This is a genomic window from Collinsella aerofaciens, from assembly GCF_040915545.1.
GTDB lineage: Bacteria > Actinomycetota > Coriobacteriia > Coriobacteriales > Coriobacteriaceae > Collinsella > Collinsella aerofaciens_BE.
Genome location: NZ_JBCPDH010000008.1, coordinates 14,202 through 33,602, shown reverse-complemented (window position 1 = coordinate 33,602; position 19,401 = coordinate 14,202). Strand labels below are relative to the sequence as shown.

General features: G+C 57.5%; 20 protein-coding genes and 1 tRNA gene. 7 read left to right on the top strand and 14 right to left on the bottom strand.

The window, feature by feature from the left end; translation table 11 throughout:
- Positions 1 to 65 precede the first annotated feature (65 nt).
- Both lacG and AB5202_RS04305 read left to right on the top strand, forming a co-directional pair.
- Positions 66 to 1,487 (top strand): 6-phospho-beta-galactosidase, encoded by a 1,422-nt coding sequence (gene lacG / locus AB5202_RS04310; RefSeq protein WP_368143712.1) that lies wholly within the window; start codon positions 66 to 68, stop codon positions 1,485 to 1,487.
- A 367-nt stretch (positions 1,488 to 1,854) separates the two neighbouring features.
- A complete protein-coding gene (locus AB5202_RS04305) occupies positions 1,855 to 3,087 on the top strand; it encodes a Fic family protein (RefSeq protein WP_368143714.1) in 1,233 nt (410 codons plus the stop codon).
- 108 nt (positions 3,088 to 3,195) lie between these two features.
- Here the strand turns inward: AB5202_RS04305 and AB5202_RS04300 are convergent, their stop codons facing one another.
- Positions 3,196 to 3,960, bottom strand: coding sequence for a DeoR/GlpR family DNA-binding transcription regulator (locus tag AB5202_RS04300; protein WP_271747001.1), 765 nt, complete (start codon positions 3,958 to 3,960; stop codon positions 3,196 to 3,198).
- A gap of 205 nt (positions 3,961 to 4,165) precedes the next feature.
- On the opposite strand from AB5202_RS04300, the gene AB5202_RS04295 reads away from it, so the two are divergent.
- Both AB5202_RS04295 and AB5202_RS09980 read left to right on the top strand, forming a co-directional pair.
- On the top strand, positions 4,166 to 5,218 hold the full coding sequence (locus tag AB5202_RS04295) for an aldose epimerase family protein (protein WP_368143715.1): 1,053 nt from the start codon (positions 4,166 to 4,168) through the stop codon (positions 5,216 to 5,218).
- 63 nt (positions 5,219 to 5,281) lie between these two features.
- Positions 5,282 to 5,656: a transposase gene (locus tag AB5202_RS09980; RefSeq protein ID WP_438265661.1), complete on the top strand. Its 375-nt coding sequence runs from the start codon at positions 5,282 to 5,284 to the stop codon at positions 5,654 to 5,656.
- Between the two features lie 295 nt (positions 5,657 to 5,951).
- On the opposite strand, the gene AB5202_RS04285 is transcribed toward AB5202_RS09980, so the two are convergent.
- Positions 5,952 to 6,464 (bottom strand): PTS sugar transporter subunit IIB, encoded by a 513-nt coding sequence (locus tag AB5202_RS04285; protein ID WP_368130779.1) that lies wholly within the window; start codon positions 6,462 to 6,464, stop codon positions 5,952 to 5,954.
- Positions 6,465 to 6,621: 157 nt separating this feature from the next.
- Here AB5202_RS04285 and AB5202_RS04280 point away from each other — a divergent pair.
- Positions 6,622 to 6,697: transfer RNA gene (locus AB5202_RS04280), tRNA-Thr, on the top strand.
- A 429-nt stretch (positions 6,698 to 7,126) separates the two neighbouring features.
- Positions 7,127 to 7,492, top strand: coding sequence for a hypothetical protein (locus AB5202_RS04275; protein WP_117564756.1), 366 nt, complete (start codon positions 7,127 to 7,129; stop codon positions 7,490 to 7,492).
- Between the two features lie 134 nt (positions 7,493 to 7,626).
- Here the strand turns inward: AB5202_RS04275 and AB5202_RS04270 are convergent, their stop codons facing one another.
- The 3 genes from AB5202_RS04270 to AB5202_RS04260 all read right to left on the bottom strand — a co-directional run bounded on the left by AB5202_RS04270 (position 7,627) and on the right by AB5202_RS04260 (position 10,174).
- Entirely contained in the window at positions 7,627 to 8,100 is a 474-nt protein-coding gene (locus AB5202_RS04270) for a NanQ anomerase/TabA/YiaL family protein (RefSeq protein ID WP_117743267.1), read from the bottom strand.
- Positions 8,101 to 8,297: 197 nt separating this feature from the next.
- Complete coding sequence (locus AB5202_RS04265) at positions 8,298 to 9,233, bottom strand: hexose kinase (RefSeq protein WP_368143716.1); 936 nt, start codon at positions 9,231 to 9,233, stop codon at positions 8,298 to 8,300.
- 59 nt (positions 9,234 to 9,292) lie between these two features.
- Positions 9,293 to 10,174 carry an aldose 1-epimerase family protein gene (locus AB5202_RS04260; protein WP_368143717.1) on the bottom strand — a complete coding sequence of 294 codons (882 nt, stop codon included), beginning with the start codon at positions 10,172 to 10,174 and terminating at the stop codon, positions 9,293 to 9,295.
- 156 nt (positions 10,175 to 10,330) lie between these two features.
- Between AB5202_RS04260 and AB5202_RS04255 the strand changes: the two genes are divergently transcribed.
- On the top strand, positions 10,331 to 10,915 hold the full coding sequence (locus tag AB5202_RS04255; protein ID WP_195246910.1) for a flavodoxin domain-containing protein: 585 nt from the start codon (positions 10,331 to 10,333) through the stop codon (positions 10,913 to 10,915).
- 75 nt (positions 10,916 to 10,990) lie between these two features.
- Here AB5202_RS04255 and nagA read toward each other — a convergent pair whose 3' ends face one another.
- From nagA to AB5202_RS04210, 9 genes are all read right to left on the bottom strand, one after another.
- Positions 10,991 to 12,160: an N-acetylglucosamine-6-phosphate deacetylase gene (nagA, locus tag AB5202_RS04250; protein ID WP_022094606.1), complete on the bottom strand. Its 1,170-nt coding sequence runs from the start codon at positions 12,158 to 12,160 to the stop codon at positions 10,991 to 10,993.
- A gap of 120 nt (positions 12,161 to 12,280) precedes the next feature.
- On the bottom strand, positions 12,281 to 13,447 hold the full coding sequence (locus tag AB5202_RS04245) for an AgaS family sugar isomerase (protein WP_035137674.1): 1,167 nt from the start codon (positions 13,445 to 13,447) through the stop codon (positions 12,281 to 12,283).
- A 114-nt stretch (positions 13,448 to 13,561) separates the two neighbouring features.
- A complete protein-coding gene (locus AB5202_RS04240; protein WP_368143718.1) occupies positions 13,562 to 14,293 on the bottom strand; it encodes a GntR family transcriptional regulator in 732 nt (243 codons plus the stop codon).
- A gap of 185 nt (positions 14,294 to 14,478) precedes the next feature.
- Positions 14,479 to 15,561 carry a PTS system mannose/fructose/sorbose family transporter subunit IID gene (locus AB5202_RS04235; protein ID WP_022094609.1) on the bottom strand — a complete coding sequence of 361 codons (1,083 nt, stop codon included), beginning with the start codon at positions 15,559 to 15,561 and terminating at the stop codon, positions 14,479 to 14,481.
- Complete coding sequence (locus AB5202_RS04230) at positions 15,551 to 16,351, bottom strand: PTS mannose/fructose/sorbose/N-acetylgalactosamine transporter subunit IIC (RefSeq protein ID WP_089572403.1); 801 nt, start codon at positions 16,349 to 16,351, stop codon at positions 15,551 to 15,553. Before AB5202_RS04230 ends, AB5202_RS04235 begins: the two co-directional genes overlap by 11 nt.
- A gap of 90 nt (positions 16,352 to 16,441) precedes the next feature.
- Positions 16,442 to 16,924 carry a PTS N-acetylgalactosamine transporter subunit IIB gene (agaV, locus tag AB5202_RS04225; RefSeq protein ID WP_117716286.1) on the bottom strand — a complete coding sequence of 161 codons (483 nt, stop codon included), beginning with the start codon at positions 16,922 to 16,924 and terminating at the stop codon, positions 16,442 to 16,444.
- A gap of 36 nt (positions 16,925 to 16,960) precedes the next feature.
- Positions 16,961 to 17,242, bottom strand: coding sequence for a preprotein translocase subunit YajC (yajC, locus tag AB5202_RS04220; protein WP_022094612.1), 282 nt, complete (start codon positions 17,240 to 17,242; stop codon positions 16,961 to 16,963).
- On the bottom strand, positions 17,242 to 17,685 hold the full coding sequence (locus AB5202_RS04215) for a PTS sugar transporter subunit IIA domain-containing protein (protein WP_055310428.1): 444 nt from the start codon (positions 17,683 to 17,685) through the stop codon (positions 17,242 to 17,244). The genes yajC and AB5202_RS04215 overlap by 1 nt, the downstream gene beginning before the upstream one ends.
- 630 nt (positions 17,686 to 18,315) lie before the next feature.
- Positions 18,316 to 19,401, bottom strand: a complete 1,086-nt coding sequence (locus tag AB5202_RS04210) for a hypothetical protein (RefSeq protein ID WP_368143719.1) — start codon at positions 19,399 to 19,401, stop codon at positions 18,316 to 18,318.

Genomic DNA, 19,401 nt, shown 5'->3' with positions numbered 1-19,401 from the left:
TGTTGGTGCCCGGATTCCCGGTTCGGGCACCTCTCCCTATTCGTATCCCACAGAAAGGATGACTCATGACCAACCCCATGCAGTTCCCCGACGGCTTTGTGTTTGGCGGCGCCACCGCCGCTTACCAGGTTGAGGGCGAGACCCGCACGCACGGCAAGGGCAAAGTGCCCTGGGACGATTTCCTGGCTGCTCAGGGTCGCTTCTCCCCCGACCCCGCAAGCGATTTCTACAACAAGTATCCGGTCGATATCGACCTGTGCCAGCGCTTCGGCATCAACGGCATTCGCGTCTCCATCGCTTGGAGCCGCATCTTCCCCAACGGCACTGGTGAGATTAACCCCGAGGGCGTCTCTTTCTATCACGAGCTTTTCGCCACCTGCAACAAAGCCGGCGTTATCCCCTATGTCACGCTCGATCACTTCGATACGCCCGAGGTCTTCTACCAGAACGGCGGCGAGGGCTTCCTGACGCGCACGACCATCGATGCCTTTGTCGAGTACGCCAAGTTCTGCTTTGCCGAGTTCACCGAGGTCAAGCACTGGTTTACCTTTAACGAGATTCCCGCGACCGCCGAGGGCAGCTTTATCGTCGGCAACTGGCCGCACGGCGAGAAGTACCGCCTGGACAAGGCCTTCCAGCTCATGCACAACATGATGGTGGCCCACGCCAAGGCCGTCGTCGCCTTCCATGAGGGCGGCTTTGAGGGCGAGATCGGCATTGTCCAGAACCTGGAGCCCAAGTATCCCCTCAACCCCAACAATGCCGCCGACTGCGAGGCAGCTCGCATGGCCGACGTCATCAACAACCGCTGGGTGCTCGACGCCACCTTCCGCGGCCACTATGCAGCCGACACCATGGAAGCCGCAACCAAGCTGGCCCATATCGCCGGCGGCGAGCTCGACGTCCGCGACGAGGACATCGCCGCGCTGACCGCCGCGCTCCCCTACAACGATTGCCTGGGCGTCAACACCTACAAGTGCCAGTTCCTGCGTGCCGCCGAGGGCGAAAACGACATCAACCACAATGGCACCGGCGACAAGGGCTCCTCGCGCTGGTTCCTCAAGGGCGTGGGCGAGTCGTGCGTGCGCGAAGGCGTACCCACCACCGATTGGGACTGGATCATCTATCCCGAGGGCCTGTACGACCTGCTGCTCCGCATTAAGAACGATTACCCCAACTACAAGAAGATCTACATCACCGAGAACGGCATGGGCTATAAGGACGACTTCGAGGATGGCTTTATCGATGACGCCCCTCGTATCGACTACATGCGTCAGCATCTCGCGTGGATCCTCAAGGCAATCGACGGCGGCGTAAACGTCGACGGTTACTTTGTGTGGTCGCTGCAGGACCAGTTCTCCTGGACCAACGGCTACAACAAGCGTTATGGCCTGTTCTACATCGACTTTGAGACCCAGAAGCGCTATCCCAAGGCGAGCGCGTACTGGTACAAGAACGTCGCGGAGACCGGCCTGCTTATGGCCTAACTTTTGCCGCATACCCCCTGTCGGCCGCATGCGAATCCCTCCACGGGTTCGCATGCGGTCTTTTTGTTTTTGGTGAGCCCGTGCGGACCGTTTATCTCGATCTGTAACATCTAGCAGGGATTTTCAATCCTAACTGTTATAGATTTAGACGAACGGGCGACCAGGGCTGAAAGATCTCAATCTGTAACACGTAGCCCACTTTTAACCGTCTAACTGTTACAGATCGAGACAATAAGATAGTCAAATCCGAACTTTCCAAGCAGTTATGAACCATGGTTTCCAGTTTTCGGTATCACGAACATACTTTCGGTATCATTTAATGGTATTATGATACCGAAAGTATGTTCGTGATACCGAAAGGAGCCGCATGCGCCAGTTCGATTACACCACAGTCCCAGCGGAACTCGAAGCAACTCCAATCACCAACCTCCTCCTCTCGATACGCGAGCATAAAGGCCGTCAGCTTGCTCTGAGTCAAGTCAAACCCGAGCTTCTATCGTCCCTAATGGAGGAGGCTAAGATCCAAAGCACCCGATCCTCCAACGGACTTGAAGGAATTGTTACCACCCAAAAAAGACTCAAAGCGATCATGGCGTATTCCGCCAAGCCAAGCTCCCGCGCAGAGGAAGAAATCGCTGGATACCGAGATGTGCTGTCGCTTATTCACGAGCAACACGATTCCATTCCCGTAACGCCATCGGTCATTCTGCAGTTGCATCGTGACCTCATGGCGCACACGGCAATCTCGTATGGAGGCCATTGGAAAGATGGCGATAACGAAATCGTCTCCATTGACGATCAAGGTAATCGATTTGTGCGCTTTAGGCCCCCTTCGGCTCTAGCAACCCCGGGACTTATTAAAGAAGCCTGCCAGTCCCTCAACGATGCTTTATCTCGCCAAGTTTGCGATCCCCTCCTTATATCGCTCCGCTTTATCTTCGATTTTGTTAGCATTCATCCCTTCAACGATGGCAATGGCAGGATGAGCCGGCTCCTTACAACGCTGCTGCTCGAAAAGACTGGATACGATGTTGCGCGTTACATCAGCATCGAACGACTTATTGAAGACAACAAAGCGCTTTACTACAACGCCCTCGCTGCAAGCTCCACTGGATGGAATGAAAATCAAAACACCGAAGTACCCTTTATCCGTTTCATGCTCGGAACAACCCTGGCCGCCTACCGACAGCTCGAGCAGCGTACCTTAATTGAATCAAGCACTCGTCCCATGTCGAAGCAAGCGCGCATCGCTGTTCTATTTCAACAGAGACCCGGCGTCATTAAGAAATCCGACATCCGGTCCAGCTGCCCCGATATCAGCGAGGTAACCGTTAAACGAACCCTCGGCCAGCTTGTTAGCTGCAGCGCAATCGAAAAAACAGGAGCGGGTCGTTCGACGGGCTACATACTCAAAGACGTCCATGCTCTAGAACTATTCTTGCAATCCACAATACCCGACAGCGAGGCCGCAATAACAAAAGAGGCTCCAAAGGATAAGCTTCTTGAACGTGTAAACCGCGCCGAGGATGAAAGCAGAGAGGGGCTCTATGAAGACTACGATTCATTCTCAAGGGACATAAAGACGAAATACGGAGTCTAGTCATATCCCAGAATAGTCTCATCCTTGTTGCCCAAAATTATTTACGCGTCATTGTGAAGCGATAATCCCCGCGCCGGCAGGGGGCAGAAGTATCGCCTGCAGCGTTAGCTAGCAGATGACCTGCGTGTGCTCCTCGATGGCAGTGCGGTCCTCGGCGGTAATACCCGGCTCGCACACCACGGCGTCCAGGCTGTCCAGACGGCAGAAGGTGTAGAAGTCGCGCTTGCCGATCTTACTGGAGTCGGCGATCAGATAGCGCGAGTCGGCCTTGCTAAAGGCGAGCTGCTGGATACGACCCTCATCCATATTAGACGTAGACACGTCGCCATCCAGAATGCCGTTGGCGCCGATAAACGCCGCGTCGATACCCAGCGCACGCAGGGTATCCTCGGCCGTTGGTCCCACAAAAGCGGCGGTACGGCGACGGTACATGCCGCCCACTAGGCACAGGTCGCAGTCCTCGCGCGCCTCGAGCAGGTTAAACACCGAAAGCGAATTGGTCACGATGCGCAGACGAAATGCCGGCAGCATCGAGGCCATCTGCTCAACCGTGGTGCCCGTACCCAAAAAGATGGTCGAGCCCTCCTCGATAAGCTCCACGGCGCGGCGCGCGATCTGCAACTTTTCCTCGGCATGCTTGGTGCGCTTTTCGCTGTGCGAATACTCATGGCGCAGCATAGCGTGTGGACGGCCCTGCGCACTGCGGGCTCCGCCGTGCACGCGCTCGATCTCGCCCAGGCTCGCAAGCTCCTCAAGGTCACGGCGGATCGTCATATCCGAGACACCTAACGCATCCGAAATCTCCTTGACCGAGACCGTTCCCTGTTCCTCGAGCAGCTGCCGAACCTTATCCTGTCGCTCCGCTTTAATCACGATGAGTCCTCGCTGTTCCACGCTCACGTCAATTCAAACAATAACGAACAAATTGTATCAGACTCGCGCGCGTCAGAAATGAACGCCCGCACAGCTCCAATCATCACTTTTTTGAGAAAAATACCTCCTGCTTTAGTGGGGTGTAGTGATAATCTCGCCTGTTCGCGCTACAGTTTGTCGGAAATACCTCGATGTTAGGAACCAAATGATCACTTCCGAGCTTTTCGGCACCGCGCCGTGCGGTACCCCCGTTCATCGTTACACCCTCAACGGGCCCGAGATCTGCGTTCGCATTATGGACTATGGTGCCACCGTGCTTGGTATCGACGTGCCCGACATTCCCGGCAACGTGCGCGATGTGGTGCTGGGCTTCGATAAGCTCGAGGATTACCTTGACAACCCCGCCTGCTTTGGCGCGACTATCGGCCCCGTGGCAAACCGCACCGCAGGCGCCACGATTAATATTAACGGCACCGACTGGCATATGCCGGCCAACGAAGGCGCCAACAACCTGCACAGCGATCTTGAGCATGGTCTGCACAAGCGCGTGTGGGATGTTGAGCTCGACGAGGTCCACAATGCCGTGCGCATGACCACCTCGCTTGAGGATGGCGAGCTGGGTCTCCCCGGCAACCGCACCTTTACGGCCGTGTTTACCGTGACGCGCACCGGCGTCTTTCGTGTCGAGTATGGCTGCGAGAGCGACCGCGCCACCTACGTTTCCATGACCAACCACACGTACTTTAACCTTGCCGGCCATAACGCCGGCATGGACTGCGAACACTTCTTTGTTGCCAACGCTACCCACTACCTGCCCATCAACGAGCAGAACATCCCCACCGGCGAGATTGCTCCGGTCGAGGGCACGCCGTTTGACTTCCGTGAGCTGCACCCCGTCGCGCCTGGCATGGAGGCCGACGACCCGCAGATTAAGCAAGCCCGTGGCTACGACCACTGTCTGTGCATCGATGGCTATCAGTACGGCCGTAATCTGCGCCGCGCGATGCACGTCGAGGAGATGTGGACCGGTCGTGAGCTGGACTACTACACCACCGCCCCGGGCGTGCAGCTCTACACCGGCAACTGGCTGGGCGACGAACATGCCAAGGACGATGCCAACTATGGCTGGGGCGCTGGCTTTGCCCTCGAGGCAGAGATGTACCCCGACACGCCGCACCAGCCGCTGTTCCCGCAGGGCATTGTGGGCCCGGGTCACCCCTATAGCAATGTGATCGAGTACCACTTTATGAGGCACTAAGCCCACAACGCAACATATCGCACAGCAGCGCCCGCCGGCACCACCGCCGACGGGCGTTTTTCTATCCAGTCGAACGCCCGCTCGTTCGCGGCGTGGGTCGGCCTGACGCCCTCCGAGCACTCCAGCGGGGAGAGCGACAGCAGGGGCGCGATCACCAAGGCCGGCAACAAGCACCTGAGGAAGGCTCTGGTCGAGGCCGCGTGGCACTACCCGACGTGCTCCGCTCGGCCGAAGGGCCTCGCCAGGGGCCAGGACCCGGACCGGGGCGCCCGGAGGCATGCCGCCAAGGGCGTGCGGAGGCTGGTCGAGAGGCGCGAGGCCCTGCTCGCGCGCGGGGTCCACGGCAGAACGTCGCCACGGCGCGCGTGCTCGCCTGCTGGGTATGGGCGGTCGGCCTCATGGCCGAGGAGGCGTAGGGGGGCGTTCCCCCGCACATAAGCCGATCACCCCGGAAGCGGTTGTATCCGAAGCCGTTGAGGCGAACCTCAGGTCCCTTTTCTGCGAGCGCCCAGGGCGCCACACGCGTGCGCAGACTGTCGGTTCGACGAAGAAGCCTCAGCCGTAGCAACGGATTGCCCAGCGAGAGATCGCCGCGGGCGGATATTAAACTGCAAAGACGAGCGTCGGGAAGACACGCCGAGGTCGCCGCGGACGGGCTGATATAGGGAGGGGGCCTGACCCCATATCGTTGGGGCCAGGCCCGATTTTGCCTCTTGACAATGTCCTGCTCATATTAAAAGGAACGTCCCCAAGTGCCAAGGGTGTCCCCAACGACTAGTTGAATGGGGTCGGGATTGGAGCTGGGGAGGGAGCGGATTTCTAGCTCTATGCCGAGTTCTTGCAGCTCTTTGAAGGCGGCGACGTCTGTGTCGTCTACGGCAACTGTGGGCGTCGCGGGACGCTTGCCCTCCCCTGCTTGCATGTGACCGATACTGATCTTGGTAATGGGCACACCGCCCTTGACCAGCGCGAGCGCATCCGCGGGCGACGCCACCATGATGAGAATCCATTGGCGCGGCGTTGCGGTATGAATGATGTCGATGGTCCTTTGCACCGAGAAAAACCGCGTCCACACGCCCTCGGGCGCCGCGACCCTCATAGGCGCCCACTTGCGCGAATCCGCCGCAATCTCGTCGTTGACGATTAGGACGAGGTTGGAACCCATAGCCTCGTTCCACAGCTCGACGTCTTGCCCGTAAATAAACCGGTCATCGATACGCGTGAGAAGGATCTTGGGTTGAGCCATGGCAGTCCCATTCTGTTTGAGACTCGTAAGAGCGAGACATCACGTCTCCAATATTAGTGCATTTAAAGTGAGAAAAGCCGTCAGAACACTTGCACGGATGTGCGATGTCCCGTATCATAGACAGCCGTTGACGCCTCAGTTGCGTCACCACATGGCCGCCAGCGTAGCTCAGTTGGTAGAGCACCGCTCTCGTAAAGCGGGGGTCACCGGTTCGAGCCCGGTCGCTGGCTCCATTGCACAAGATAGCCGCCTTCGGGCGGCTTTTTTGTTGCCGATTCGCCCACTCGGTGGACTTCGGATTTAATGCTTAGGGGGCGGGGATTTACCAAAGTGAAATTTTAATGAAAAGAAACCCAGCTGCAACAATTGCCATGGTGAGGGCTCGAATTGGCCATATAGATTTAAAATAGCCACGATACCTTCTCTTTTGCTGGAACGATATTTCTATACAAGGTTGTGAGCGGAAAACAAAAATACGTCGATTGCTATCCGACAAACGGGTCTGGAATTGCATTCACCGGCATTTCGGGGCAGATTGATACACATGTACGAAAGGGAACCTATGTGGTGCGTTGGGTTGGAGCTGCTGCAGGCCCGATATGGATTGCGGTCTTGCGCCCCGATGTCCAAATAGGTTTCTCTCTCTAGACGGGAAGTTGCTCATGGACGCCATATATGACGGAGATGACTGGGTCGATCATTATACTTGGCGCCTGGTCGGCTCGAACGACAATGGGGATGTGGTGTTTGATGGACTATGTCCAAAGCATCTCCATCCTTTTGTCTCGTCGTTAATTGAGAGTTCCGCTCGTGTTGCCCCCTACAGCTCGGCATCGCTTCATGATACGGACGTTTTGAAGACCATAAGGGAATCAATTGACGATGGCACGATGAGCGGCCCGCTGTTTTCTCGGCTTGTGGGGCTAGATGAGATTGGCTCGAAACGACTGCTTGCGGGCGAAAAAGTGGAACTCACTTATCGGTCGATGATTTCAATCCTGCGGCTAGCCGATGTTCTTCGCAAATAAATGAGGCTTCCCTATTCAAAAACAGAAAACCCCGCTAAACGTGATTCCCCTAGGGAAACACGTTTAGCGGGGTCCTAGCGTGATTTCCCTAGGGGAATCACGCCATCAGACGAATAGCTCTGCCAGGCAGTTCGCTACTCCTCCCAGTAAGCGTCTGCAAGCAGCTTAAAGCAGATCTTCTTGACCGGCTGTGCGCCATCGCCCGGGAACTCGAGCGTGGGCATATGAGGCTCGCCGGCAACGAACAGCGCAAACTTATCGTCAGCAAGATCGCCGGCGATCGAGGCGTCGGAATCGACCAGATCGTAGTCGTCCTTCTCGTCAAACTCCTGGACCAGCGTCAGGCTGCCCGTAGCGACCTTAAAGGCCTCACGACCCTCAACGTCGATCTGCAGGTCGTGATAGCGCTGATGCGTCTCATAGTGAGCCTCGGCCTCGGGACGCGTCGTGGGAGCCATGACGTTCGCATAGACCTTGTCGCCCAGAATCGGATGGCTGCCGACCTCGAGCTGCGCCGGGTCGTTCTCCTCGAGCCAGTCGATCAGCACGTCGAGGCCCTTGAGCATTCCGCGGTACTCCTCGATATCGCCCAATGCACCGTAAATCATCTAAATCCCCTCTCGGATCGTTTCTTTGGCGGCTACTCGGCAAACGCATTGCCGACGCTCTTGCCACCCACATACGTCTCGACCAGGGTAAGGTCGGGATTGAACACGACTGTGTCAGCGTCGCGCCCCGGCATAATGCTACTGCACTTATCGTCGACAGGAGCTAGCAAGCGATGCCGGGGCCGTCACCCAAACTCTTACAGCTCGGTCACGACAACGCCGTTGTAGACCTCGTCCCAACGGTCCATGACCAGATGGCCGGTCATGGGATCCATGGCGTTGAGCTTGCCGCAGGTGTTGGCGGTACGCAGCACCGTCTCGTCGTCTGCGCCGGCAGCGATGGCATGCGCGAAGCCTGCGATAGTGGAGTCACCAGAGCCCGTGGCGTTAACGGCAGGGATATCGGGCGTCTTTGCGCGGAACGCACGGCCATTGTGGAAGCCAACGGAGCCGGCAGCACCCATGGACACGACGACCCAGGGGATATCGGAGAAGCGGGCATCAGAGGCGAGCGCGGCGCGGAGCTCGTCCACATCGTCGGTGGTAAAGCTCGTACCCAAAAGGCCGTTGATCTCGGTCAGGTTAGGCTTGACCAGCTCGGGCTTAATTTCGGACTTAAGGGCGGCCTCGAGCGAAGCACCCGAGGTATCGAGCAGCACCTTGGCACCGGCGTTCTCGGCAATGCCCGTGATCTTGGCATAGTAGTCTGCCTCGACACCGCGGGGTAGCGAACCCGAGATGGTAACGACAGCGGCCTTGCTCGCAAGCTCGGTAAACTTGGCGGTAAAGGCATCGAGCTCCTCGGGAGCAATCGTCGGGCCGCTCTCGAGCAGCTCGGTCTGGTTGCCGGCGTGGAGGATGTTGAGGCAAATACGAGTCTCGCCCTTGATGGGTACAAAATCATTCTTAATGCCGTTGGCATCCATGAGCTCAGCCATGTAGGCGCCCATGTGGCCGCCGAGCAGACCGGTTGCCACAACGTCGTCGCCCAGCTGACCAAGGACGCGGGCTACGTTAAGGCCCTTGCCGCCGGCGGTCTTTTCGGGCGTCACACGGTTGACGTCGTCGATGACGAGCTCATCGAGCTGATAGCGCGTATCGACAGACGGGTTCATCGTAACGGTGAGGATCATTTTTAGCTCCTTATCTCGCAGGCTCCTTGTGCCTCGCGATACGAGTCGACAAAACGGAATTACAGGATCTCAATCGTGAACGAGCGCACGATGGTTTCTTTGGGCTTGGCGATAAGGCAGCCGCGCTTGTGCTCAAGCACGTCGTCCTCATCGGAGCAGGTCGAAAGGCCGCCCCAGGGTTCAACTGCCACAAAATCGCCCTCGGGCTTACTCCACACAATGAGATACGGGAAGCCCTCAAAGCTCAGGCGAACGCCCTTGTCCTCACCCTTCTTGGAAAGCGTGACCTGACGGCTCTCGAGCACGTCAAAGATGGTCTCCGCAAAATCGAAGAGCTCATGCGACAGAGGCAGCGTCTTTCCCACCATGGGGTTCTTGGAGCGGTTTGCCACGTCAATCAATCCAGTCGAGGGAACGGCGGTGCAGAGCTCCGCAGCCTCGTCTTTCTCAAAGCGCAGCTCGTAGTCCGTATAGGCCTCGCCCTCATCGAGCGGACACCTAAATCCCGGGTGTCCACCGATAAAGAACGGCATGTCCTCGGTGCCCTCGTTGGTCACCTCGTAGGAGACGCGCACGGCAGTCCCCTCAAGCGCATAGCGGGCGACGAGCTTAAACGGGTACGGATAATCGCTCAGCAGCGCGGCGTTATCCTCCGAAGCCAGGCACATCGCCAGCTCGTTCTCGCCTTGACTCAGCAGCCTCCACTCCTGTTTGCGCGCAAGCCCGTGGCGAGCGAGCTTTACATGATGCCCGGCAAACGTCATGGCGCTGTTATCGCGCAAGCCTCCGCAAATCGGGAAGCAAATTGGTGCCTGGCCGGACCACACGGCGGGATCGCCCTGCCACAGATACTCGCGACCTCCGGCCTCAATCGAGGTAAACGAACCACCAGCCGTGGACACCTTAATAGAAATCGAATCGTTGGAGAGAGCGTATTCCATTGCCCATCCTTTCGAACAACTGCTTTTTGCTCGCAAGAACCCGTCTCGGCCCTGACCAAAGGACAAACCCGCACGTTCATCGATGCGTCCGGTATCCCCGCCATGTAACGGGGTACCATACAGACATTGATGCAATTACAGCTGAAAGGCCTTCTTATGCGAACCATCATCCTCTACGCCTCGCGCCATCACGGCAATACGAAAAAGCTCGTGGACGCCATCGTCGAGGCGCACCCCGAAATCGATACCCTCGACGTGAAGTCACTCGGTAAAAACGAGTATCCCAACCTGCACGAATATCATCTGATCGGTGTCGCCACGGGCATCTATTACTCCGAGATCGACAAGGACATGGCACGCGTGCTCACGAACGTGCTGCAGCCGCAGGACAAGGTGTTTGGCCTTATGACCTACGGTGGCAAAAACAAGTGGTACGGCAAGGATATCGATGGCATCTGCCGCATGAGGCAGGCCATCTTTATGGGTGTCTACGGCTGCCCCGGCTTTGATACGTGGGGTCCGTTCAAGCTCGCCGGCGGTGTCCAAAAGGGACACCCGACCGCTGAGGAAATTAAGGGCGCCGTCGACTTTTTCGACAAGATCGAAGACGAGTATGGCGACATCATCGTCGAAGAGTACGCCAAGCGCGAGAAGCGCCTAGCATACGAGAAGGAGCATCCTGCAGGAGGCCTGGTGGCCGGCGTTAAGCGCACGGCAAAGAAGATCGCTAACAAGCTGTAACTGTTAAGGTGCTTTTGAGCGTTTAACCCATACGGCGGGTCCGAGCAGATTCGGGCCCGCCGTCTTTTTCTATCGTTACTCGGTAAAGGCGTTGCCGACGCTCTGGCCGCCAACATACGTCTCGACGAGGGTGAGCTCATGGTCGAACACGACAAAGTCGGCGTCGCGACCCGGCATGATGCTGCCGCACTTATCCTCGATGTGCGCGGAGCGTGCCGGCACCTCGGTTGCCATGCGAATGGCGATATCGGCGCTGGCGATGCCCCAGTCGACGATGTTCTTGACGCCCTGGGCAAGCGTGAGCACCGAGCCGGCAATGCTCTTGCCGTCGGCGAGCCAGCACAGGTTGTCCTTCATGATGACGTCCATGCCACCACTGGTGTAGCTGCCCTCAGGCATGCCGCCGCAACCCAGGCAGTCGGTGATGAGCACCGTGTGCTGCCAGCCCTTTGCCTGCAGCAGCGCCTTGATGGCGGCAGGGTTTACGTGCTTGCCGTCACAGATGATCTCGGCGTAGGTCTCGGGCGTGGACATGGCAGCGCCCACGACGCCGGGCTCACGGTGATGCAGCCCGCGCTGGCCGTTATAGGTATGCGTAAAGCAGCTGGCACCGGCGTTGATGGCGGCGATGCACTCATCGTAGGTGGCGTCGGAGTGACCGATACTGGTCACCACACCCTTAGCGTTCAGAGCAGCCGCATAAGCAGCGGCACCATCGCGCTCGGCCGCCATGGCGCTCTTGACGATGCGGCCGCCGGCAGCCTCCTGCCACTGATCGAAGACCTCCTCGGAGGGATCGATAAGATAAGCGGGGTTCTGCGCACCCACGTGCTTCATGGTAAAGAAGGGGCCCTCCAGGTAGATGCCTTGGATACGAGCACCACAGAAGTCGGGGCCGCGGCCCTCGTCCGCCTGGGCGATGGCGGCGCAGGCGTCCTTGATCTGCTCGACGCCATCGGTGAACGTCGTGGGCAGCCAGCTGGTGGTACCGCGACGGGCGAGCTCGGTCGAGCTTATATCGATGCCCTCGGGATCGTTATCGGTAGTTGAGTGGTTGTAGAAACCATGGATGTGAGTATCGACCATGCCCGGTGCGATCCACGATCCCGTGTAGTCCTTAATCTCGCAAGAGGGCTCGTCGGCCTGCCAGGCGCCAAAGACGCCATCCTCGACCATAAGATAGCCGCCCAGTTGCGGGCCTGCCGGCAAGAAGAACTTGTCAGCCTTAATTGCGTATGTGCTCATATGCACTCCTTGCTTCTTGAAGCAGTTGACCGTGGTGATACTTATACCCGGTCCATGTAAAAACAAAAAGCGCCCGCCCGCCGTTATGAGCGGACGGGCGCCCTTACAGGGGGGACGCGATTAAGCGGTGAAGGGGTGAATCGTCACGCCCTTAACCACGCGGTTGACCGTGCCGGTGGGGCTCGGCGTATCGGGCGTGTTGCCCACGCGCACGGAGTTGAGCAGGCTGATAGCCTGGGCAAACATCACGAACGGCAGAGCAAGGTAGCCCTCGGGAAGTGCCTCGTAGCCCTTAAAGGTGAAGGACTCACCCTCATAGACGGTGGCACCTTCCTGCTGAACGGCGATGGTGTGCTGAGCGATCTCGTCGCCACCGATCTCGTTGAGGATGTCGATGTCGTACTGACGGGTGTAGGCGTCGTTATTGACGAACACGAAGACGAGCGTCTTATCGTCGACGAAGGACTTAGGTCCGTGACGATAGCCCATGGAGGTGTCGTAGGAAGTAGCGACCAGACCGTGAGCGAGCTCAAGGATCTTGAGCTGGCTCTCCTGGGCAAGGCCACCGAAGGAGCCAGAACCCAAGTAGGTCACGCGGTTGAAGTCGCCAGCCAGGTAATCGGCGATCTCGGGCTCACGGGAGATGACCTCCTCGCCCATCTTGGCAATTGTCTCGACCCACTCGGCCTTCTGCTCGTCAGAGGCAGTGTCGAAAATAAGGGTGGAGAGCAGGGTCATGCAGGAATAAGAACCGGTCATGGCGAAGCCCTTGTCGTTGGCGCGCGGAATGAGCAGCGTCAGCGCGTTGGGATCATCGGCAGACTCGACGGCGAGCTTGCCCTCGGGAGCGCAGGTGATGTTGAGGAACTTGACGTTGTGGACGAGCTCCTTGGCAACGGCAACGGCGGCAAGGCTCTCGGGGCTGTTGCCAGAGCGGGCAAAGGAAACCACGAGCGTGGGATCCTCGGCGCGCAGGAAGTCACGCGGGGCGCTCACGATGTCGGTCGTGGCGATGGGCTTAAAGTCGTAGAGATCAGTGTTGCCAGCGTGACGCAGGTACGGGGCACAGGTATCGCCAACGTAGTCGGACGTACCGGCACCGGTGAAGACAACGGACAGACGGCCCTCGCCCATAGCGCGAGCCTCGGCCAGGAAGGCCTCGATGGCCTCCTTGTTCTCGCGATAGATGTTGAGCGTATCACGCCAAAGCTCGGGCTGCTGAGCAATCTCGGCCGTGGTGATCTGGGCGCCGAGCTCGGTGAGCTCCTCGACACTCTTCTCGAACATTTCTAATACCTCTCTCTAGAAGTAATCCTTTGACGTGCAATTATACACTTCAGTTGGTTATCTGGTAGTAACCAGTTAAATGCAAAGAATCATCATATGGATACGATGCGAACACTAGTCGCTACGCTGGTGGTAAACCTTGTATTTAAACTGATCGGCACGAGCAACCGAGAGTGTATACTCCACAACCTCGTATGACTCGTTATACGTAGTCCTGACCAAATCGAGCACAGGCGAGCCCTCGACAATTCCCAAAAGGTGGGCGTCGGTGGGACGGGCTATGCTCGCATAGAACTCCTCTTCGGCCACGCGTATCTTTTGCTGAAAGTCTTGCTCAATCACATCGTAAAGCGGCTTACGCTCCAGCAGCGGTCGCTTTAGGGACAGAAATTGACGAACTGGTAGATAGCTGCGTTCGACCATCATGGGCATATTGTCGGCAGAACGAAGGCGCTTAAGCTTAAAAATGCGATCACCGATACGCAATCCCATATGCTCGGCCAGATTCTTATCGGCCTCCATCTCGCAAAACTCGAGAATCGTGGTCTCGGGGTCGCGACCCATCGCGCGCATCTGCTCGGTAAAGCTGTAGGACTGCATAAGATTGGTTGCCTTTGCCGAACGGTCGGTCACAAAGGTACCGCGACCGTGCTGCCGAACCACCAGTCCTAAACGCTCTAGTTCCTGCAGAGCCAGGCGTACCGTAGTGCGCGAGAGACCATAGCGCTCCGAAAGTTCGCGCTCGGAAGGAATCATGTCACCGGCGCGATATTCATGGTCGATCTTTTCGGTCAGAATATCGACCAGCTGATCGTACAGCGGTTGCTTACGCGCTCCGATCGCCATCCTATCCTCCCTTTTGCTCGAATTCGGCTAACTACCTAGGGTGTTTAGCATTATCTGTCTGCCACACCCGAATCATCAAGAAAACAAAAGCCGCGCGCTCTTTCGAGCACGCGGCTTTTAACATACACATGGCTTAAGGGGTCGGGGTGTGAGCCGCGTAGGGACACACCCCTCAAGCTAGAGCCTTACCAGATGCTCGGCCAGAGACCAAGCGGGCCAGCGCCCAGGATGCCAAGGACGAAGAGCAGGAGAATGCCCTTGGTCGGGGTCCAGCTGTGCTTAGCGAACATGTAGTAAAGCAGCAGCGTAAGCATAAGCGGGACGAGCTTCGGGACGATGGTGTTGAGGGTGTCGGCAACAGAGAAGTTGACCGGATCCTCGGTAACGGTGCCGTAGGTAACGGACTCCATGCCGTTGCCCAGATCGGTGACGCCGCACTCGACAGCGTTGCCGTCGGCATCGGAAGCGGTGAGGGCGTTGCCGTCCTCATCGGTCATGGCGATGGTACCGGCCTCAGCGGTCTCGGTATCGATGCCCTCCATACCGGTGAAGTTCTCGGCCTCCTTCTCGGAGACGATCACGGTAGTAGCGGAGAGGCCACGGGTGGTGCCGTTGGGGATCTGGAGGTTGATCTGGGTGCCACCCATGGTGACGACCAGGCAACCGACGACGAAGACGCCCATGATGGAAGCGGCACGCGTGAAGGCCTGCATGTTGGCAGTCAGAGCGTCAATAGCGCTGGTGCCAAGCTTGTAGGACCAGTTCATGAGCCAGAAGCGGAGAGCGAACTGGACGACGTTGAAGATCACCAGGAAGATGATCGGTGCAGCGGCGTTGCCGTTGATGGCCATGTTGGAGGTAATGCCGGCCGTGATAGGCACGAGCGTCAGCCAGAACAGGGCGTCACCGATACCACCGAGCGGGCCCATTGCGGCGACGCGGACGGCGCGGATCGTGGGGATGTCAACCTTGTTCTGCTCGAGCGAAAGCACGATGCCCATAACAAAGGTGACGAGGAACGGGTGGGTGTTGAAGAACTCCAGGTTGTGGCTCATGGAAGCCGCGAGGTCGTTCTTGTTGGTGTGGATCTTCTCCAGACCGGGGATGATGGAGTAGAGCCAGCCAGCGGCCTGCATACGCTCGTAGTTGAACGAGGCCTGCAGGAAGCAGGAGCGCCAAGCCATCTTGTTGAGGGTCTTCTGGTCGAGCTGCGGAGCAGGAGTGAGATCCTCGTAGTGCTCCGGGATCACATACTCATTAGATGCCATCTTCGAAGTCACCTCCGTCAGAAACAGCTGCACCCTTCAGCTCGGTCTGCTGCTGGAAGTCCCAGAAAGCGATGCCGAAGCCGATGAGAGCGAGGATGAGCAGAGCAGGGGTTGCCAGCGAATCGTTGGCAACGGTGATGAGCGCGAGGCCAAAGCCCATGAGGAAGAAGCCCCACATATCGCGGTTCATCATAACCTTGAGCAGGACGGCGAAGCCGACGAAGCGCATCATGCCGCCTGCAGCGGAGAGACCGGTCTGCAGCCAAGTCGGGATTGCGGAAGCGATGGTCTGACCGATGGTAGCGCCAGCGATGAAGAACAGGGTGACGACGACAGCGAAGATCAGGCCGAGCAGAGCCATGGCGAAGTAGTTCAGACGCTCGATACCCTTGGTGTCAGCGTTGTGAGCCATGTTGTCCGCGGAGGACATGAGCGGCGACATAAGCGTGAAGACCAGGGTAACGCCGAGCTGACCAAGCAGAGCGAACGGAATGGCAAGGCCGACTGCCGCGTTGGGCTCAAGGCCCGTAGCGATAGCGAGAATGGCTGCCATGATGCCGCCGATGACGGCGTTAGGCGGCTGAGCGCCTCCGATCGGCATGTTGCCGATCGTCATGAGCTGATAAGTACCACCCACGAGAAGACCGGTGTTGAGGTCGCCAAGGATAAGACCGATGACGGCGCCGGTGACGATGGGCTGATAGAGAGACTCGAGGAAGTTGAACTGGTCGATTGCCGCGACGAACGTGACGATGAAGACCAGAGCGACCTGGATGATCGAGTATTCCATCTTGCTCCTCCTTTCAAAATGTATGTACGCACTTTGGATTTCACGTACAGAATGTCAGGTTTTCATTCCTGACAACGTGGATCATGAGGATTACGAGAAGAGCTTGCTCGTGTCCTCAACAGGCGTGCTCGGAACGCGCCTGATCTCCAACTCCACCCCCAATTCCTGCAGCTCTTTAAACGCAGCGACATCCTCGTCGTTAACTGCGACGGAGGTGGCGACTTGGCGCTTTCCTTCCGACATGTGCATGTTGCCGATGTTTACCTTCTTTATAGGCACACCGCCCTTGACGAGCGTAAGCACGTCTTCCGGTGTTTCGGCCACGATGAAGATCTTCTGGCGCGGGCTCGCCTTGCCAATGACGTCGATGGTCTTCTGCAGAGAGAAGAAACGCGTAGCGACGCCGGCGGGAGCGGCCATCTTCATGAGGTTCTGGCGCATGGTGTTGGTCGCCACGTCGTCGTTGGCAACGAGGATGAGGTTGGAGCCCAGAGTGGAGTTCCACTGGGTGGCAACCTGACCATGAACCAGTCGGTTATCGATGCGGGTAAGAAGAATGTTGGGTTCTGCCATGTTGATCAGCTTCCTTTCGTTATTTGCTGACGACAGTTACTTGATCTCCTGAATCGCGTAACGCGAAACGTCTACGACGGCTCCGGATCGGACTTTGATCTGGACCTTTTCGCCTTCGATGCCTTTTACGGTTCCGTAGATACCGCCGGCGAAAAGAACCTCCTGACCCGGCTTGAGCTCGGTGTGCAGCTCCTTGAAGTACTTCTGCTTCTTCTTCATGTTGATTTGCGACCAGATGGTGTAAATCAAGCCCATGATGACAAGCAGGCCTAAAAGGGCGACCGAGGAGCTCAGGACGTTGGCTCCGAAATCGGCCATTAGATGCCGTCCTCGTCGCCGAAGATATCCTCTTCCTCGGAGCCGGCAACGGATGCGACCGTCTGGGCGGTGATGCCCGTCTGGCCAACGGTCACGGCCTGCTCGCCAAGCTCGGCGAGCGTGGCATTGCCGCGGAGGAACAGAAGCTCAATAACCATGGGAAGGTTGGTGCCAGTCAGAACCTCGACGTTGTCGACATCCTGGGCAATCATCATCGACTGGTTGAACGGGGTGCCGCCAAGCAGGTCGGTAAAGACAAGCACGCCATCGCACTCCTCGCGCATGGCGGTAATAGCGGCGCGGAGATCCTCACCGTAGGATGCGGCCTGGTCGCCCTCAAAAGGAACGACGGTAAAAGCAGGCTGGTCGCCGGCAACCATAGCGATAGCGCTTGCAAGGCCGGGTGCGAACTGTCCATGACCGGTAAGAATAAAGCCAACCATTCAAATTTCCCTTCCGAAGGTGTGTACAATCTGAGTCCGATGATTTTCGGAAGCCAGCGGGCACTCGCCCTTAAAGCTTCTTAGAAAGCGTTCTTTGAAGACCAGTGGTTTCTAAACTGGTAGTAACCACGTGACGTGTTGTTGTCACTATATCACCCCAGAAGAGGTCGCTTTCGTTGATTCATACGGTAAAACGTTTTTGCACCGCTCACGGTGATAAATCGACCGTTTACCGGTCGTTAACACTTCTACCTGCGGTTTTGAAACCGTTTCGAAATGCTTTGGCAAAAATTCGGATCTTTTCCTGTGTCTAAACAACGCAGGGCGGCTAAAAATAGCGTGTAGAAAAATTGCAGGTCATTGTGAAGATATGTGAATTGGTCTTTTTGACTTAATACCAGTTAGAACCAGTTTTGAGATTATCGGTGAACGATAGTTTTCGACCGTTCACCGGTTACTTGCAATCGTTTGCAGCTATTTTCCCATATGAATTAGGGGAACCCGATGGAGCGCTTGCGCGGGCGCGAGGCCTATCCTATTGATTTCGGCAACAAAAAGCCCGCTAGAACGTTGTCCGTTCTAGCGGGCTTAATCAGGTGATCGGTTAACGCGCAGTAGTGCAGGCAAACCTTACGCAAACAGGCCGTAGATGCTGATATTGGCCTTGGCGTAGAGGCCGTTGGCGTACTCGGTCCACTTGGAGCTGGCGCTCGAAGCCTGCGAAGAGTACTGCTGGTAGGCGGTGTAATAGGCGGTCATGGCCTGCTTGTAGGTAGCGCTATCAGCCGTAAAGGCATCGTCAGCGAAGGCCTTAGCGTAGGTGCCATCGGCGTCCTTCCAGGTTCCTTTCTCGCTATCCCACTCGTCGCCGGCAAGGTTGATGATGTAGTCGGCGTAGTCCTTGCTCGCGGTCTCCTCGTTGCCGTCAGCAGGCTCGGTCGGGGCGGTCGGCATGCTTGCGGAGCTGTCACCGACCTTCTTCTTGTAGAGCTTCTGCAACGTCGCGGACTGGCGGATGATCTGCTTGGCCTGGTCCTTGGACACGCCATACTGCGTGGCCATGGTCTTGTAGTCCGAAGTGCCGATGGAATCCTCGGCGTACTTCTTCATTTCCTTAGAAGAGACGGTGATGCCCTCGTCCTCGGCAGCATCGAGCAGGATCTTGTTGCGCACGTAAGACAGGATGACGTCGGCGGAAGGAGCGGTGTAGTTACCATCGCCATCCTTGACGGTATCAAGGCTGTACTGGCTCTCGATGGCCTCACGCGCGGTGATGTCGCTCTTCTTGCCGTTGTAGCTGTAGCTTGCCACGGTCGAATCAAGCTGGTCCTCGGTGAGGGTCGCCGAGCCGACGCCCTTGCCGCCAAAGCCTCCATTGCCAATAAAGAAGCCGACCACCGCAGCGATCACGACTGCAACCACGAAGGCGGCAACCATCGTCTTCTTGTGCTTGGATGCATGGTCGTCTTCGTCGGAGTCGTCGTCCTCGTCTTGATCCTCGGGCATCAGGTTCTCGTCAGCGGCATCCGCGGCAATCTGAGCCTCCAGGCGGGCGTCCTCCTCCTCGGCGGTCGTGACGGCGGCAATATGTTCGGCAGACGTGCCGGCGACCAGGTCGATCTTCTCGTCCTCGTCACCGTCGGGGCCTTCGCCGCGCTCGATGATCTGGATGCCGTCGATCTCGTCCTTCTCGTCCTTCTTTTGAATCAGACCCAT